We start from the raw sequence: 16,288 nt of genomic DNA, 5'->3' as shown, positions 1-16,288 counted from the left end.
AGGAACACAAGTCAAAAGTTACATTCGGGACTGTAACATCACCATGGCTCTTTTGGGTATGCCCAAATGAATCAAATGAGCAAAGCGGTATCTCGATTATCCAGCCATCGATAAGCGATACTTATCGATGGTTAGAAGCTCAACTCCCAATCATACCATATGAAGAACCTTAATATTCAGATAGAGTTCCTTTAGGAAATCACTTATCATGATTTCAATGGCTTACGATCTCGCAAAAATCAGCATGACGACCTTGATGCGGCCGGCTTTCGACGCGGCAATCGCGCTCACACGTCTCGACGAGCGCATCGCCCGTTCGCCGGTCGGCCAGGGCTGGATTGAGCGCTCCCACTTCACCGATGCCTGCGCGTCCCTCTGGATCGACGGCGAACTGGTCCATCTCGAAGACCTCGTTCTCCACGATGCCACCCGCGATATCCGCACCCCCACCCACGAGCTGACAATCGCCCGCGACGTGCTGCGCACCCGCCGGCGCATTGCCGCGCAGCTCCCCGGCTGGGCTTTTTCCGCCGACGGGCTTCGGACGCTCCGGCAGACCTCGGAGATCACGTCGTCCGGCAGCGAAGCGGCAGACACAGTGGGTGTCATCCGGCGCGCGGTCGTAAAAGATCCGGAAGGGGAGGGGGAAGATATCGACGACATCGAAAATCTCCCTGGCGTCGACTATGCCGCCATCGATGCAGTGCTGGCCCGCTCCGAAGCTGCGATCGAGAACGCGACCCGACCCGGCCGTGGCGGCACGGCGGAAAAAGATCCGCTGGTCTATGACCTCGATTGGGACGAAGATTCCAGGCTCGACGAATGGCGTGGTGTGTTGCGACAGGCGGAAAATTTGCCGGCGGTGCTGCAGGCCATCATCGCCCTCGATGCCTGGAACGAGCTTTCCGTCCTTCAGCACGCACCTTGGCTTGGCCGACTGTTTTCCGCCGCGATCCTGCGCCAGGCGGGCATCACATCAGGTGCTCATCTCGCCGCCATCAATACCGGCCTCAAAACCATTCCAGTCGATCGGCGCCGTCATCGTGATCGGGAGACCCGGTTGCTTGCGATTGCTCACGGCCTGATCGCGGCCGCCGAGCTCGGTCTTAAGGAGCATGACAGGCTGGCCCTGGCTCGAACACTGATGGAGCGAAAGCTAGACGGACGCCGGACGTCTTCAAAACTGCCGGAGCTGGTCGATCTGGTGATGGCGAAGCCCTTGGTGTCGGCAAAAATGGTGGCGAAGGCGCTCGATGTGACGCCGCAGGCGGCTCGGCGGATTGTTTTGGAGCTTGGCCTGCGCGAGATGACGGGGAGGGGGAGGTTTCGCGCGTGGGGCGTGGTATGACCAACGCCAACCGCATGAAATCCAAAGGTCACAGGTGACTCGCGTGAACTGTTTCCAGCTCAAATTTGCGACGTGCGGCATCTTCAAGAGTATCAATCGGCGCCTGAATAAACGGACGCAGCTCTTCGACCATTTGTTTGAATTTTTCGTTCTTTGTTCGAACGTCGGTATCTTCTTTTTCGCGCGCAGACAGCCAAGCATCTGCTTCCTGGAAGGTCGCTTTTGTCGTGTCCCGCTTCCTACCACGTCCGGTAGTAATCATCGCGGGTATTCCGGAGTAGTGGCCGAATAAACTCGTTTGGCCTACCATCGCCAGGCTGAGGCGCTTCCGGCCGCTCACATCGTGGATCAGTTTTCGGAGCGTTAAATCGATCAGCTGATTTGCTGCGTCGGAGATCTTGCCACTCAACTCCGAGCGAATGCGGGCGAGCGCGTCAGCAATTGGAATTTCGCCATCGTTTCGCTCCCGGCGAAGATCGAGAATTATTGCGTCGATGTCATCACGTAGATCAGTCAGTTTCACCGTCATCTCCGGTAGTACTCCTCAATGCTGCAAAAAATCGAGTCTGTCGCTATGGCAATATTCGCGAGCATTTCGTTCGAAATCGCAAGACATTTTTGAGCGTGTTGTTTCAACATGCACACTGATGCAGTGCGACGGTAACTCACCGAGACTGATGAACGCCCCTTCGCTGTACGATAGTCTGATTCAAAATCCGGCGATTAATTTTTTCTTCCAGGCTAACTGCGCCGACGAGAATTTCCGTTTAAGCCTCGTCTGCTTGAGGAAGTGATATTCCTTGTCGTTGAATAGGTATCCCATCCGGTAGGCGTGCTCGATGAGATCGTCGTTTGCATTGGCGGAGAGATCCGCTTGAATACGCTTCAGGCCTTCAAAGAGGTTCCCCGTGTCAATTCCAACGAAGCGGTTAATGCAGACATTGCCGACGTAGGTCGTCGCGCCATTGAGGCGATTTCGAATATAACAATGTTCGAGGATATCCTGACCGCAGGGACATTGATCAAACTCTTCACTGATCTCGACGCCGACCAGGTCCCATTCAAGCCGAGCCGTCTCGAATGCCTTGGAGTTTGACAAGGGAACGATGTGTGATTTGAGACGCTCGAAGTTATGGCCTTCCATCAAGTTCAATCCCTGCGATATCGTTCCTGTTGGGCACGCCAGCGGTCGCGCGTGGTCATGTCTTCGTTTTCTTCTTCGTCCTCCTCCGCGCTTTCATGCCAGAGCATGATCAAGGCAAACCCATTTTTCTGAAGGCAGACCTGTTCGCTGAGAGACGGAGCGCGCTGCCCTCGAGCTACGTCGATCCACAGATCGGGAAGCCGGCTTTCGATTTCGCTTGGAACGCCGATCTGGAGATTTCGTCGGTAAAACGTTGAGCCTTGAGGAACCGACTTGTTGCGGCTTGCAACGACGAAAGGAAAGCGCTTTCGATTGTGATAGATCCGCCCAACTTTCTCATCCTTGACGACAATGAAGGCCAACGCCTCTGGGTGATACTCGGCATAGGCCCGCGCCATGGCTTCTTTGCTGACATCAAACTGGTCCGCCAACTCAAATACATGTTCAAGGCTCGGCGAGGGGTGCTTCTTGAAGGCATCACGCAGTTTCGGTGGCGGCATCAGGATGAGGGACGAGAAGCGATTCGCTTCCACTTCCATTTTTGCCCGCCGGTTGCCTTCCTTTGCAGAGAGTGCCCGGAGGTCTTCCCTCGAGCAGAGGAACTGACCGTCCTTGTCCGGGATGTGGTTGGCAATCAGGAAGTGACCGAGCTCGTGGCCGATGGTAAAACGGCGACGCGGCTGGTTCAGCCCCTTTTTGACGAGTATAATTCCGCGGCTCCGAACCGTATCGGTGATCAAGCCGCCTTCAAAGCCTTCCGTTTGCAACTCGGCAATTTCCTCAATCTCGAGCTGGAGCGCTAACTCTTCGATCGGTACAGGAAACGGAAGGTTTGGTTCATGCTTCAGGATCAGACTGACGAGCCCCTCGGGCGACCCCGTGTCGGCTAGGTCCATCCGCAGAATGTCCATTTACTTTCCCTTTGGTTTCAGCCTGTCCATCAACATCTGAATTGTTTCACGGTCTTGCGGCGCTAGAGATTTAAGATCCCTGTACATCGCAACGAGACCAGGCTCTTCGTCTTTCCCCTCTGGATTCTCTCCAACCAAGTCGGCAATGGCAACGCGAAAATGCGTGGCGAGCTTGGTAAGTAGTTCAATTGAGGGGTTGGTGCTTCTACCGGTCTCCAGATCGTAAATATGTGTCTTGGATGCTCCAATTGCATCCGCGACCTCCTGCAAGGATTGACGGTTCTTGCCCCTGAGTTCTTTGAGCTTGGCAGCCAAAGACATGTTTGAATTGCTCCCTTGAATCACTGAAGGCGCGTGCACTCGCATGCCGCGCCGTTCGGTTAATCTGTACAAAAATATAGCACAGAGCTTGACGATGGCAAGCGTTCGATTTATCTGTACGAAATTAGACGAGCAAATCTTACGGCTAGACCCCTTTTCGGGCGCAGGAGGAATGCATGTTTCACGACCATCGACTTGTCATGCGGGACGGAATGCTCATCGGTGCTCTTGAGCGGATGTGCGCTACTCTTGAAATCGCGCCGAGCCAGGTTGACCTCGCGAAGGAACGCTACGATGGGGTGGGTGGATGGTTGGCTGACGCGGAGGATCCCTTGCTTAAGGCAATGGGAATTTTCTTGCAGGGATCGACCGCTATCGGAACGACCGTTAAGCCGATTGGCAGCAATGAACATGATGTCGATCTAGTAGCCCACGCGCCATATCTCGGAAATTGGGTCGAGCCGGCTGCACTGAAGAAGGCGATCGGCGACCGGTTAAAAGCGAACGGCCATTACAAGCCGCTTCTGGTGGAGATGGCGCGCTGCTGGCGGCTCGTCTACGCTAACGAATTCCATATGGACATTACCCCGTCAATTCCGAACCGGAACTGCACCATGGGCGGGGAACTTGTGCCCGACCGGGCACTCAAGATCTGGAAGTCGTCAAATCCGAAGGGCTATAAGGCATTGTTCCTTGAGCGTGTAAAGCTTGCGCCGCGTTTCCGGGTGACGAAGAGCTTGCATACTCAGGATCGCGCACGTGCCGACATCGAACCTTTTCCTGAGCAGGTTCATTTCAAGGGCCTGTTGCAGAGGGTCGTCCAGATACTCAAGCGCCACCGGGATGTCTTCATCGCCGTCAACGAGATCGATATATCCCTGTCGCCGATTTCAGTTCTGGTGACGACGTTGGCATCCCAGAGCTATGAGTACTGCGTCAGGACCTTCACCTACGAGTCTGAATTGGATCTGCTCTTCGACGTCATCCGGCACATGACCGACTTCATCGAGACGCGCCGCGTTGACGGTCAGATGCAATGGTTTGTCTGGAACGAGACGACGAAGGGGGAGAATTTTTCCGAAAAGTGGAACGGCGATCCCAAGCGCGCCGAGATATTTTTCACCTGGCATACCCGTGCTCTGGCCGACATCAGCAGGTTGAAGGACGTGGAAGGGCTTGATGGCCTGAAGCGACAGCTCGGCGATGCCTTCGGTTCCGGCCCGGCCAAGGCCGTAATAGATTCCATTACCGATGACATCTCGACCTCTCGTCAGAAGGGCACTCTTGGCGTCGCACCCCGCATCGGCCTCGTGACAGGTATCACCACGGCCACCGTCACCCCCGTTCCCGCCAACACGTTTTTTGGAAGATAGCCGCCATGCGTTTTTCCGATCCGAAGCCACTGACAGCCGCGCAGCAGTTTCTTCTACTGACGAAGAACCCGTTGTCGGCCGGGGATGGTGAACTCGGATCAGGACATTTCAGCTGGCACTATAAATCGTCACCCACGCCGCTTTCCCGCATCTATGATACTCGGTTGGAATTTGCGGTCAATCGCTCGCCGAGGGTGTTTCTCGACAATCCTGATCTGCTGATGCTGTCTGGTGGAAAAGACCTTCCACATGTATATGACCAGAAGCCCACCCGCCTCTGTCTCTATTTGCCACGCACATATGAGTGGCAGCCCTGGATGAGGCTGGATCAGACCATCATTCCGTGGACGTCGCTCTGGCTCTTCTATTTCGAAGACTGGCTGATCGATGGCGAGTGGCGAGGCGGGGGAGAGCACCCGGAGCATCGCGATGTGGAGCAGCGTGTCAGTCGAAGCCGCTTGCAGCGACACGCACCAGTTCGAAGGGTCGGTTGAATGGCAAAGTCGAAGGTTCCCGAGAAGATCCAACGCGCGCTCTGGGCGCGTGCGGCAGGTCGTTGCCAGTTTCGCGGTTGCAACTGCGAGCTCATCGGAGACCTTCTCACTGGCAAAGAGGACAAGATGTTTGGCTTTGTCGCCCACATCGTTGCCGACTCGCCCGAAGGAGCCCGCGGTCATCCGACAAGATCAGCACTTCTCGCCAAAGACATCTCCAACCTCATGCTTCTCTGCGCCAAGTGCCATCGACTGATCGACAATGAAGCGCCGGACGACCATCCTGAGGAGCTTCTGGTCCTTATGAAGGAGGAGCACGAGCGGAGGGTCCGCCTCGCGAGCGGTATCCAACCAGATCGCGCTTCGCATGTTATCCGTTTCGGAGCCAACATCGGCAGAAACGAAGCGCTTGTGGCAAGAGATGACATATTCGCGTCGATGCTGCCGGAGCGCTCGCCGGCATCGTTTGAAACGATCGATCTTGAAATGCTCGGCGTCTCTTTTGACGATGCCGACGAACAGTATTGGCAGGTTCAGCAGACTAACCTTCAACGGCTGTTTACCGAAAAGATCAGGGGCCGGATCGAACGACAGCAGATCACCCATGCAAGCGTATTTGCACTGGCACCACAGCCGCTTTTAATAGAATTGGGAAGACAGCTTTGCGATATTCTTCCCGCCGAGATTCACCAACGCCATCGTGAACCTGCCACGTGGAAATGGCAAAATGACACGCCTTCGATCGAGCTCAAGACGGAAACACCGGGCGAGATCCTTCCTACCGTTGCGCTTATCCTTGGCCTGAGTGCTTCCATTTCCCAGGACCGGGTAACGTCAGTGCTTGGCGACGAAACTTCGATTTGGTCGTTGACCGCGAAGTCCCCACATAATGACATCATGCGCAGCCCCGCCGATCTGTCCCGCTTTCGGAGTGATCTTCGGCGGCTTTTCGATATGATAAAAACAGCGCATGGAGAAGGGGCATCCATCCACGTTTTCCCTGCTTTGCCTGTCTCGGCGGCAGTTGAAGTGGGCCGTGTCTGGATGCCGAAGGCCGATCTACAGCTCCATGTTTTTGACCAGAACCGGAGATTGGGAGGCTTCGTTTCTGCCCTCCATATTAGTTGAACCTGTCGACGCCGTGGGGATTCGAGATCGCTGGCAACACCGTCAGCGGCTGGACTTTGATGTCAGGCAGCGACGCTCCCCCAGCAAACACTTTGCAAACAGGCAATGGTATCGCAGCCAGAGTGGTACTCGGGCACCTAAGCAACGGCATTGTGCTGGGTGAGCCACTATTGCCTGGCGTTCTTGACTACTCTCACGACTTTCTAACGGGCCGATGAAGCGCCTTGGTTGCGTTTAATCGATGACAACTATTGGATGTCCCCGATACCTTGGAGAGCCTGGGAACTTTGAATAGCAAACGCGATTGTTTTTTTGGATGGCTGGACGCCGCTCTCCGTAGACGCTTTCCATACTGAAAAAGACGGGGTCAGCGCCCTCATTTATGAAGCCACTGTATCCGTTCTGAATAAGATTGTTGATCACCCCTTCGCTTCGGTGAACATTGATGTAACAAACCCCCGAGATTTGACGAACCAAATCGTCTGCTGTTGGTCTATCCTTGGCGTCATAAGAAAGGCACGCATCGACCACCGACTGCAACTCCGTGGCGAGAGGCTGATATTGGGCGTTCCTTGTCATAAAGCTTGGCCATTGAGCACGATTACGGGTTTGCACATTTACCGCGGCCTGCAGGTAGACACCAAATGGATATATTCCAGTCATAACCTTAAACATCATCGCGCCGAGGGACCAAATGTCGGCTTCTGGGCCGGGATGGTCGCCAGGTGCTCGAAACATCATTTCAGGCGCCATGAAGGGTAACGCGCCCCTGATGGTCCCAGACGTCGACCGTGTCAGGTCGCCATCCTTCGCAGCATCAGCGAAGACCTCAGCAGTGAGCGTAGCAATACCGAAGTCAGTGATTTTCAAATGATGCAGATTGACGCCGGGCTCAGCAATGACGTTGCTCGGTTTCAGATCGCGATGCACGACGCCAGCGTGGTGAGACGCCGCTACGCCTTTGGAAAGGTGATGAAAAACTCTTGCCGCTAAGTGGGGATCCACAGCTCCAAAGCGATCCAGTTTGACGTCCAGCGTTTCGCCCGGCACGAATTCTTCAATAAGAAAAAGCCGCCCGTTTTCCTCAATGTAATCGAGCGTCTTCGCAACGTTATGATGATTTACTTTTGCTGCTATTATTGCACTTTGGCTAAAGCGCTTGTTCTGCTGACCAGGTTGAGGCGTCTTAAGCGCGACATCAACGCCAATAAGCAGATCTTCAGCCAGGTAAACATCCTGCATGCCGCCGCTGCCAATCGTCCCCGTAACCCTATATCGATCTGATACGACGTCTCCTACCTTCATGGCATAACCTCCGGGTGCGAAACATCAAAAGTGACGAAGCGCCTGTTCGAGCCGGTCCCGAACGTTATTACACAGCAACCAGGCATGGAAGTCCCCATCTTCGCTACGGTATTGTTGATAAAGACATTGCCGCTTACCGTCACAACGGTGAATTCGTAGCCGTTGTATTCGATAGCTATTGATCCGACGGAACCGGCATTGAGCGTTATCTTACGGCTTTTGCTATCAAGATGGTGTATTTTTCCATCCATAACCACGAGTGCGCGATGGGCATTCTCAAGCAATCGGCGTTCAATTATTTTCTGAACTGCTGCCATTGTCGGACGGTGAGCAGGCGTGTGTTCAAGGCAAGAGACAAGGGTAGCCATAATCTCATTGGGTATTTTTGGAAAAGTGGCGACCAGCGAGGAGACAGAGACTGGTTTTGGCGGCATGCTTCCGAGTTCCGCCGGGACCCTCTGGTTCAGCAGAGCGAGGGCGGTCACACCGAATGCGTAAACGTCTATTGAGCTATTGAAGCTTACTGTATCGTTGCCCCAAAGCTCTGGCGCCATAAAAACAGGGGTGCCAACCACTCCGCGCGTCTTCGCCTCGTCTCGTGAGCGGGCGAGTCCAAAATCGATGATCTTGACCACGCCCTCTGAATCAAGACGGATATTGGTAGGTTTAATATCGCGATGGATGACGCCGGCGTGATGGATATCTCGTAGTCCGCAAGCGATCTGCCAAATTACACCTAGATAGGTCCGATCGGGCGCAAACGCACCGATGGCCAGATTATTGCCGTCAATATATTCAAGCACAATTGCTTTGTTTGCTTTTTTGCCGCTATCCAGTTCTACTATGTCATAGAGTTGCACAACATGCTTGGAGCGCACTTTAACCAGCGCTTTTTGCTCGTCGAGCAAGCGCCTTTCATCAATACCGAGCTGTAATCGTTTAATGATCACTCGGCGTTTCAGGTGAAGGTCGACGCATTCTAGGATTTCTCCCATCCCCCCTGCGTCGGTATTTCCAGTCGGCTCGTACCTATTGGCGATTGTCACCGTCATCTTCCCCCGAGTTCCCCTCAATTTTTATTTCGAGCTGTATGTCCTCTTTAGGGACGCTCTCTTTCCTCTTCCGCTTGTTATTCTTTTTCGTGTTGGCCTGAGGCAGGGATTCGCGCGGCGGTTTTTTGTCGTCGAGGTGAGGACTTTTTGCTTCGTTCGGGCGCTCGAAATTTTGCATTGGCGCTTGGAGCAAGGGGCTCAGTTCACCGGAGTTATCCAGCTTCATCTCGAAGCTGAGGCTACCGAATGGGTCCCAAATCTGTGCGTTTACTTCCGATGGTGAAAGCAACTCCTGTACAAGTAACGGCAGGTCTACAAACGCGCCGGAGGCGTTGTCTGGTCCGCCACACCAGCGCGCCAAGGCGGCAAGCCGCTCGGCGGCGCTCCGGATAGTTGACGAGTTGAGAAGCACGCTCTGCAGGGTGGGCGCTTCAATAAAATGGATACCATCACTTGTGATAGCTAGATTCTTCGTTTCCTTTGGGATCTCGCCGAGGAATGGCTGCATCTCCGGGCCCATTCCGACGAACTGAAGGAGTTCTCGACCATGTCCGCCAACCGCCTCGGCTAACGAGTCATCTTTGGTAAGACGTTCGACTCGTGAGTTGTGCCCGAAGCTGTAAACTCTGCTGTCACCGAGGTGGACGATGCATGTAGCTCCGCGGCTATCAATCACAATGGCCGAAAGCGTCGCGCCCCCCTTACCGCCAGCAAACTTGAATACACTGTCGTTTGCAAAAGATATCGCCCGATATGCTCTCTGGTGGATATGACCGCGGGACGAAGCGAGCCCAGTAAAAAAGCTGGCCAGGGCGAGCGTGGCGCATTTTTCGCCATCACGCATGCCGCCCATGCCATCGACTACCGCGACTACTTTAAGCCGATCACCTTTAGTGCCATCGATGGAAAGAGCGGCCACCCTATCCTGATTTTCCGTCCGATGTAATCCAACATCCGTAGTCATTACAACCGCAGGGAGATCGAAGGCCTGCGATACCGCGCGCTCAGGTACTGTTCTGAGCAGCCACTTTTCGATCTTTTGCTGGAAAAACGTCATTTCAATCCTTCTTAAATCCTGGACCGATTTGCGCCAGGCTGAACGAACGCGTGAGTCGTTCCACCTACCGACCACATGCCACTCCGTCACGTTAGAGAGTTCTAGGCGATGGACAAGATCTCAACCGAAGGTTTGACTACTTTATCAACGAAAGTAAGCAACCGCTTTAGCTTGCCGGCGAACTTCAGGCCCGGATCGTTTCGTTCGCTAGTTGTTATTCAAGGTTGGGCGCTTCTTCTCGATGATCCGAGATCATGGCTGCCTGTCTGATTGACGATCGGTTGAGCGCTAGTTGCAACAGCCCGGCAGCATATTAAATCTCAGGTGCGCTATTTTGGCGATATCGCACGCGGGCCGAGCGTTGTACAAAGTTATTTGTTGCTCCGCTCTAGGAAATGGGAATTGGTAAGAAGCAAAAAAACAGAGCTAGCGGTCTTTTCGCGCCTGTTCTCATCAGCCGTTTTCCGCGAGATGGCTAAAAAAGGGCGCTCAGGGCTATTCAAGCGATTGGCCGACGAAGTTGGCCTTTCAGAGTTGTGCAATGCCGATGCGACCGTCGGTGACGCATTCGATCGTGCATTCGGTGTGCTGCGGGTAGCAGGTCAGCGAGATGAATACATTTACCGGAGCGCCATCAGCCATAAGATTTTGATGGGCACACACTCGCTACGCACAGCCTCTATGCTAACTGAGTTCCGGGCAGGGACCTGCAAGGCAGATCTCGTTATCCTTAATGGGACGGCGACAGTCTACGAAATAAAGTCCGAGCGGGACTCGTTGGCCAGGCTGGCGAACCAAGTCGCGAACTATAAAAAGGTATTTGCGAAGGTCAACGTGATTGCAAGCGAAGATCACGTGGAGGGGGTTCTCGCGGCAGTGCCAGAAGACATAGGGGTTTTATGTCTATCCAGGCGTTACCAAATTTCCACGGAACGCGAAGGCGTTAATCGCCCGGATAGGATTTGCCCGCAGACTGTTCTTGAATCTCTCCGATCTGCTGAAGCCGCGGCCGTTCTCAGGGCGCTAGGTCGGGCGGTGCCACAGGTTCCGAATACTCAACTTCATGGCGCGCTTCGAACAATTTTCGCCGAACTCGACCCCAGCATGCTTCACAATGAGATGGTCAAAACACTAAAGCGCACTCGAAACCTAACTCCTTTGGTTGAGCTTGTTGACCAACTTCCCGAGTCACTGCAGGCTGCGGCAATATCGATTACCGTCAAGCGCTCCGAACACATTCGGTTGGTCGAAGCTGTCAGGACGCCGCTTTCAATCGCAATGGCTTGGAGCTGAGAGTGTATCGTCCATATTTTCGTGGGAAGCAGTTTGAACTCATAACGTTGCGGGAAACCGCCGCGTTGCTTGCATCAAGCGGGTTTATTCCTATCATCGAGCCGGTGCGGGAGTCTCTGGGTGGCCTAGAGAAAGCGCTGAAGGCGCTGAGCGATGCTGGAAGTCGGGCGGTTGTCATCGTCAATCCCTATCATGGTGACCACCAAGAGGATGGCGCAAACATCACGAAATTGCTGAAAGACTGGTACACCGGCAACGATGCCGTTGCGGCTGGTATCTTGTTGCGCAGCGACATGACGGTTGATGAGGCAATTGCCTGTTATCACGCTCATGCTGATCATTATCCGGTATTCGTCCACGCAGGCTTCACTGAACCGAAAGCGCTGGCTGCCGCATTCGGTTCCGACTTGCCCGGAATGTGCAACGTGTTCGTCGATAGCCACTCTAAGCTTCTTTACTGGAAGCATTTTAGTGCGAGCGAGCGTGTTCTTGTTAGAGACGGCTTCAGTCGGCAAAAGAATGCGGACTATCCGCCTGTCGAGGAGTTTTCAGACCTTCATGTCACTTATGGCGAACTTGGTATGTCTGGGTTTGGTGATTTCCTTACGGTCGGGGATGTCTATAGCGAAGGCGGCGGACCTGCCTACGCTGTAGCAATCCACCTGACGTTTATCGACCCAGACAAAGACGATGTCATGTACATCTACCATTTCGTTTCGGATACGAACAATACTCCGGCAGACCCGGCGGGCAAGTTCGGACAAGCTCTAGCGAAACTGATTCAAAAACTCGACAGCGGCAATTCAAAGCTTTTGGAAACCAGCGCGATTATCGAATTCCGAGATCTTCACGCGAAAGGACACTTTCCGGGTCTTGGGTATGTCAAGAAAATGTCCATGAAGCACCACATCGAAACCCTGGCGGCGTTTCTCGGCTGAGGCCAACTATGGAAAAAAGATTCTGCTGCCCGGAGTGTTTTGACGACCGCGGACTTCGCGAGGACATATTTCCCACGCTCAACCCGACCAAGGGAAAATGCGATTTCTGCGGAACTGTCGGCGTTTCGTTGATCGAGCCAAGTCGGCTCTCCCCCTGGTTTGAACTATTGGTAAACGTATACGAGCCGCAAAATGATGGAAAGTTGCTTGTCGAGTGGATGAGGGACGACTGGGAACTCTTCACGCACCATGCGATGGACCTAGCGCATTCGAAGGAGCTACTTGGCGAGATTCTCGATAACGGCGATGTCGTGCGACAGCGCTTTGTCCCGTCTCCAAGCTATGTCAGCGAGGGGTTGGCAAAGTGGGAAACGTTGCGAGATGAGATGATGTATAAGAACCGGTGGTTCCTAGACGTCACCATCGATGAGGCCCGGCTTCGGCAGTTGCTCGATTTGTTGCTTGCTCCCCAGTTGCCCGAGCAGTGGTTTCGAGCTCGAATTCAAACGGATGACGAACTTTTCACAATAGATAAAATGGGATCGCCTCCCAAAAGAAGGGCTTCTCATGGCAGAGCAAACCCTGCTGGTATTCCATATCTTTACCTTGGCTCCCTGCCAGACACAGCAGCTTCGGAAGTGCGCCCTCACACGGGCGAGGTGGCTTGTGTCGCAGAATTTTATGTTCCGGACATTCGAGCAGTCGATTTGCGTCACCCTCGAAAGCTGGTGTCACCTTTTATCCTTTCCGATGCGAGCGAAATCGGCCAGTTGAGAGCTGATCTTCCGTTTTTGGAGCGTCTCGGCGAGGAGCTAACGCGACCAGTTCTTCCACAGGGTGCAGCAATTGATTACATTCCCAGCCAGTACCTTTGCGAATTCATAAAGAAGAGCGGCTTCGACGGCGTCATTTACCGCAGCTCGGTCAGCGAGGGATTTAATTTGGCATTGTTTGACCCGGACAAGGCCACAGGTGGAAACGTATCCCTTTATAACGTTGTGAAAGTATCGGTGGACGTCAGAAGGGCTTGATTTGTCCTGGCGGACCCATAGTTTCCGAGAGCCGACGTCTAGTGCGATTTGGCACCAAACGGATCAGAGCCGTGACGGGTTCAGGGTGGCATTAAGTTGTTGATTTCATCCAACGGTTTTTGCGTTTCGTTGATGCATTAGCTGGTAGCTAGTTCGAATCCGCTCAAGGCGAAGACGTTGTGATTTGTTCTAAAATCTGTGAGAGTGCCATCTGATCTTAGCATGACTGCGCGCCAACCAATCCGCTCTTACCCAAAAAGAGGTGAGTGGATATCGCTTGAAACTTTTTCCCAAGAGGGCTATATAGGGAGGGTCATGGGCTGCCACACGACTCCTTCGGGAAGTGCAAAAGGGTGGCCCTTCTTATTTCATGGCACTTATTCCTTACGTCAAGGCGCACGCGACGGCGGCGCAGAGGATTGCCCATCTGAGGGCAAAGGGGCTGGTTATAAGCCGCCCGAATGTTGCTGCCCGGAAAATCGAGGCTATCGGCTATGAACGTCTTCGCATTTATTTTCTGAGCCGCAGGCAGACAAACGTTACGGGCAAGCCATTTATAGCCGGCACGAAGTATCACGACATCATCAGCCTATATGAATGCGATGCCGAGTTGCGTAACGTCTGCTTTCTTGCCGTCGGACAGTTCGAACTGCTGTTACGCAACAGCATGTCAGAGGCTTTGAGCGCAGGATTCGGCAGTCATCCCTACTACCATGCAGGTGCGTTCAAGGATTCGAGTGCAAATCTCAACGCGCTTCAGACCTTCGCCAAGGTGTATGGGGCTTCCAAGGACCGGAGGGCGAAGCACTATCGGGACACGTATAGCACCCCTGTTCTGCCGCCGATCTGGACGATGAAGGAATTTCTGACCTTCGGAGCGTCTTCGCGGATTTTTCAATGCCTCAACGGTTCAATCAAAACAAACATTGCGGCTCAATTCGGAGTGGGTTCAGATCAGGTTTTCACTAGCTGGATCGAAGCCCTTGTGGATCTACGCAACATCTGCGCTCACCATGACCGGCTTTTCAATCGCAGCTTACAAAAGCAGCCAAGTCGATTAAGAAGTGCGAGCGTTCCGACAGCGGCACCAAACAAGCTGAAAGCTATCCTTGAATGCCTCGATTACATGCTCTCCAAACGAGGCTCCCCAGCCGGTATTAGCGATAGGGTACGCTGCATTATATTAAAGTACCCCGAAATGCAGCTGGCTGAAGCCGGCTATTAGCATATCCGCTGCACAGCTCGATAGCGGAATGACTGGGTCTGTGGTTTGTGTTAAGAAGTGAAATCCGATTAGAGCACCACGATAAAGAATACTTCTTAAGGTTTTAGCAGCGTCGACTTAGAGGCCGGCGGTTCATTTTCCTTCAAGACCACTGTGACAGCAAGTTGGATAATCTTAATTATGTAACAATTACAATAGGTTAGGTAAGTTTCGTCTCAGGCAAACCACGGTACACGACGCAATGGTGAGAACGGCTTGATGTGATTGTTTGGAAGGATTCTTTGCCAAAAGGATCGCTCCATGGTTTCCACAGTTCATGCCGCTCTCATTGAGACATTAAGCCGTCATTTTGTGCTGCGCAATTCGCGTTTGGAAACGCTTGCTGTTTTGATCGTCGGCTTGGTGCAGTGCCGTACATTCAATCTGAGCCATATTGCCGGCCAGTTTCCGGCAGGGGCGCAACACGGTTCGAACTATCGCCGCCTGCAACGCTTCTTTCAGTCGATCAGGCTTGATCAGGCACGCGTTGCGCAGATCGTCGTGGCGATGCTGAACCTGTCCCGGCCCAAATGTCTGGCGCTTGACCGCACCAACTGGAAGGTTGGCAGCAAGGACATCAACATTGTCATGCTGGCCATCGTGACGCGGCGCTTTCGTGTTCGGTGCCGCCTCGATTGAACTGCTCATGGCCGACCGCGAGTTTATGGGTGGCGGTTGGGTCGAATTCCTGAGGAAAAACAATGTAGCGTTCGCCATCCGCGTCAAGATCAACCAGCGCGTCGCCTTGGCAGATGGACGGCTCTGGGCACTGCGGACCTTGCTACGCAAGCGTCGCAGGAGCCGCAGCATCACCACGCTTGAAGCTTGTTTGCCGGCTTCATCCGTACCTGTGCTCTTTGCGGCCAAATGGATCACCGGCAGAAAGGCTTGCCAAGGCGAATGGCTGGTTGTCATGACCAACACTGCTGACGCAAAGTCCGCTCTACGAGCATACAAGGGCCGATGGGCCATAGAGTGCCTGTTCGGCGACACCAAGACCCGAGGCTTCAACATCGAAGATACCAGAATGACAGCATCAGAGAAAATCGACACCCTGACAGCCATCCTCACCCTCGCGATCACATGGTCTTATCGGTGCGCAACAAAATGCCATCAATGCATGGAAACAAACATGTCCTAAAGCATTCAAAACTGATTGAGTCGTGTACTGTGTCAGGCAAACCATATCCCGTCGGCAATCGCACTTGCAACGTTGCTCCTGTTTTCGAGGCTGTCTGCAAACGCTTCGAGCATGGTGTTGCGCGTGACAAAGCCGTTATCCAATTGACCAACCCAATAATCGAGACCGGCTTTCTCATACGGCCGGCCCAGCGTGTTTCTGTAAAGCAGTTCGGTATACCTTATGTTGGTGACCGTCTTGGCATCTTCGTACAGGCTGGTAAATTCGTTGGAGCGAACGAAATGATCGGTTGCCCACTGGATTGTTTTCCCGCTTTCCAACTGGCGGATCCAGTAGCCTAAACCTTCCACGTCTGGTTTGCGGTTGAACCCTGCTTGATAAATTCGATAGGTTTGACCGGCGATACCATCTGTGTCGAACGCAAGTAGGGGCTCCGTGGGCATTTCTACATTAATACACGCTAAGGGAATTTGAAGTTGTTTGGATTG

General features: G+C 53.5%; 18 protein-coding genes. 10 read left to right on the top strand and 8 right to left on the bottom strand.

Annotated elements, in window-relative coordinates; all coding sequences use genetic code 11:
* Positions 1-208 precede the first annotated feature (208 nt).
* Positions 209-1,348 (top strand): RHE_PE00001 family protein, encoded by a 1,140-nt coding sequence (locus IFT84_RS21085; RefSeq protein WP_192122594.1) that lies wholly within the window; start codon positions 209-211, stop codon positions 1,346-1,348.
* 28 nt (positions 1,349-1,376) lie between these two features.
* Here IFT84_RS21085 and IFT84_RS21080 read toward each other — a convergent pair whose 3' ends face one another.
* The 4 genes from IFT84_RS21080 to IFT84_RS21065 all read right to left on the bottom strand — a co-directional run bounded on the left by IFT84_RS21080 (position 1,377) and on the right by IFT84_RS21065 (position 3,724).
* Positions 1,377-1,877, bottom strand: coding sequence for a hypothetical protein (locus tag IFT84_RS21080; RefSeq protein ID WP_192122593.1), 501 nt, complete (start codon positions 1,875-1,877; stop codon positions 1,377-1,379).
* A gap of 180 nt (positions 1,878-2,057) precedes the next feature.
* Entirely contained in the window at positions 2,058-2,492 is a 435-nt protein-coding gene (locus tag IFT84_RS21075; RefSeq protein WP_244651331.1) for a hypothetical protein, read from the bottom strand.
* Positions 2,493-2,497: 5 nt separating this feature from the next.
* Positions 2,498-3,403: an ImmA/IrrE family metallo-endopeptidase gene (locus IFT84_RS21070; RefSeq protein WP_192122592.1), complete on the bottom strand. Its 906-nt coding sequence runs from the start codon at positions 3,401-3,403 to the stop codon at positions 2,498-2,500.
* Positions 3,404-3,724, bottom strand: a complete 321-nt coding sequence (locus tag IFT84_RS21065; protein ID WP_017957253.1) for a helix-turn-helix domain-containing protein — start codon at positions 3,722-3,724, stop codon at positions 3,404-3,406.
* 176 nt (positions 3,725-3,900) lie between these two features.
* Between IFT84_RS21065 and IFT84_RS21060 the strand changes: the two genes are divergently transcribed.
* Genes IFT84_RS21060 through IFT84_RS21050 form a run of 3 tightly spaced genes read left to right on the top strand, consistent with a single transcriptional unit; the run spans position 3,901 to position 6,719 of the window.
* Complete coding sequence (locus tag IFT84_RS21060; RefSeq protein WP_192122591.1) at positions 3,901-5,097, top strand: nucleotidyltransferase domain-containing protein; 1,197 nt, start codon at positions 3,901-3,903, stop codon at positions 5,095-5,097.
* Between the two features lie 5 nt (positions 5,098-5,102).
* Positions 5,103-5,591, top strand: a complete 489-nt coding sequence (locus tag IFT84_RS21055; RefSeq protein WP_192122590.1) for a hypothetical protein — start codon at positions 5,103-5,105, stop codon at positions 5,589-5,591.
* Positions 5,592-6,719 (top strand): HNH endonuclease, encoded by a 1,128-nt coding sequence (locus IFT84_RS21050; protein ID WP_192122589.1) that lies wholly within the window; start codon positions 5,592-5,594, stop codon positions 6,717-6,719. It abuts the gene before it with no gap.
* A gap of 234 nt (positions 6,720-6,953) precedes the next feature.
* On the opposite strand, the gene IFT84_RS21045 is transcribed toward IFT84_RS21050, so the two are convergent.
* Genes IFT84_RS21045 through IFT84_RS21035 form a run of 3 tightly spaced genes read right to left on the bottom strand, consistent with a single transcriptional unit; the run spans position 6,954 to position 10,133 of the window.
* Positions 6,954-8,024, bottom strand: a complete 1,071-nt coding sequence (locus tag IFT84_RS21045) for a serine/threonine-protein kinase (protein ID WP_192122588.1) — start codon at positions 8,022-8,024, stop codon at positions 6,954-6,956.
* Positions 8,021-9,076 carry a serine/threonine protein kinase gene (locus IFT84_RS21040; RefSeq protein ID WP_192122587.1) on the bottom strand — a complete coding sequence of 352 codons (1,056 nt, stop codon included), beginning with the start codon at positions 9,074-9,076 and terminating at the stop codon, positions 8,021-8,023. The genes IFT84_RS21045 and IFT84_RS21040 overlap by 4 nt, the downstream gene beginning before the upstream one ends.
* Positions 9,054-10,133 carry a PP2C family protein-serine/threonine phosphatase gene (locus tag IFT84_RS21035; RefSeq protein WP_192122586.1) on the bottom strand — a complete coding sequence of 360 codons (1,080 nt, stop codon included), beginning with the start codon at positions 10,131-10,133 and terminating at the stop codon, positions 9,054-9,056. Before IFT84_RS21035 ends, IFT84_RS21040 begins: the two co-directional genes overlap by 23 nt.
* A 402-nt stretch (positions 10,134-10,535) precedes the next feature.
* Here IFT84_RS21035 and IFT84_RS21030 point away from each other — a divergent pair, with 402 nt between their 5' ends.
* From IFT84_RS21030 to IFT84_RS21005, 6 genes are all read left to right on the top strand, one after another.
* Positions 10,536-11,426: a sce7726 family protein gene (locus IFT84_RS21030; protein ID WP_244651330.1), complete on the top strand. Its 891-nt coding sequence runs from the start codon at positions 10,536-10,538 to the stop codon at positions 11,424-11,426.
* A gap of 2 nt (positions 11,427-11,428) precedes the next feature.
* Positions 11,429-12,364, top strand: coding sequence for a sce7725 family protein (locus IFT84_RS21025; RefSeq protein ID WP_192122585.1), 936 nt, complete (start codon positions 11,429-11,431; stop codon positions 12,362-12,364).
* Between the two features lie 8 nt (positions 12,365-12,372).
* Positions 12,373-13,395: an RES family NAD+ phosphorylase gene (locus IFT84_RS21020; RefSeq protein WP_192122584.1), complete on the top strand. Its 1,023-nt coding sequence runs from the start codon at positions 12,373-12,375 to the stop codon at positions 13,393-13,395.
* A 370-nt stretch (positions 13,396-13,765) separates the two neighbouring features.
* The gene (locus IFT84_RS21015) at positions 13,766-14,620 is read left to right on the top strand and encodes an Abi family protein (protein WP_192122583.1); all 855 of its coding nucleotides are present in this window, start codon (positions 13,766-13,768) and stop codon (positions 14,618-14,620) included.
* 300 nt (positions 14,621-14,920) lie between these two features.
* On the top strand, positions 14,921-15,298 hold the full coding sequence (locus IFT84_RS21010) for a hypothetical protein (RefSeq protein ID WP_192122582.1): 378 nt from the start codon (positions 14,921-14,923) through the stop codon (positions 15,296-15,298).
* Between the two features lie 7 nt (positions 15,299-15,305).
* Positions 15,306-15,800, top strand: coding sequence for a transposase (locus IFT84_RS21005; protein WP_192122581.1), 495 nt, complete (start codon positions 15,306-15,308; stop codon positions 15,798-15,800).
* 32 nt (positions 15,801-15,832) lie between these two features.
* Here IFT84_RS21005 and IFT84_RS21000 read toward each other — a convergent pair.
* The coding region (locus tag IFT84_RS21000; RefSeq protein WP_192122580.1) for a DUF4214 domain-containing protein at positions 15,833-16,288 on the bottom strand (456 nt) is incomplete at its 5' end.

Source organism: Rhizobium sp. CFBP 8762 (genome assembly GCF_014841565.1).
Classification (GTDB): domain Bacteria; phylum Pseudomonadota; class Alphaproteobacteria; order Rhizobiales; family Rhizobiaceae; genus CFBP-8762.
Note: the sequence above shows the minus strand (reverse complement) of the source record. Positions and strands in the feature narration are given on the sequence as shown.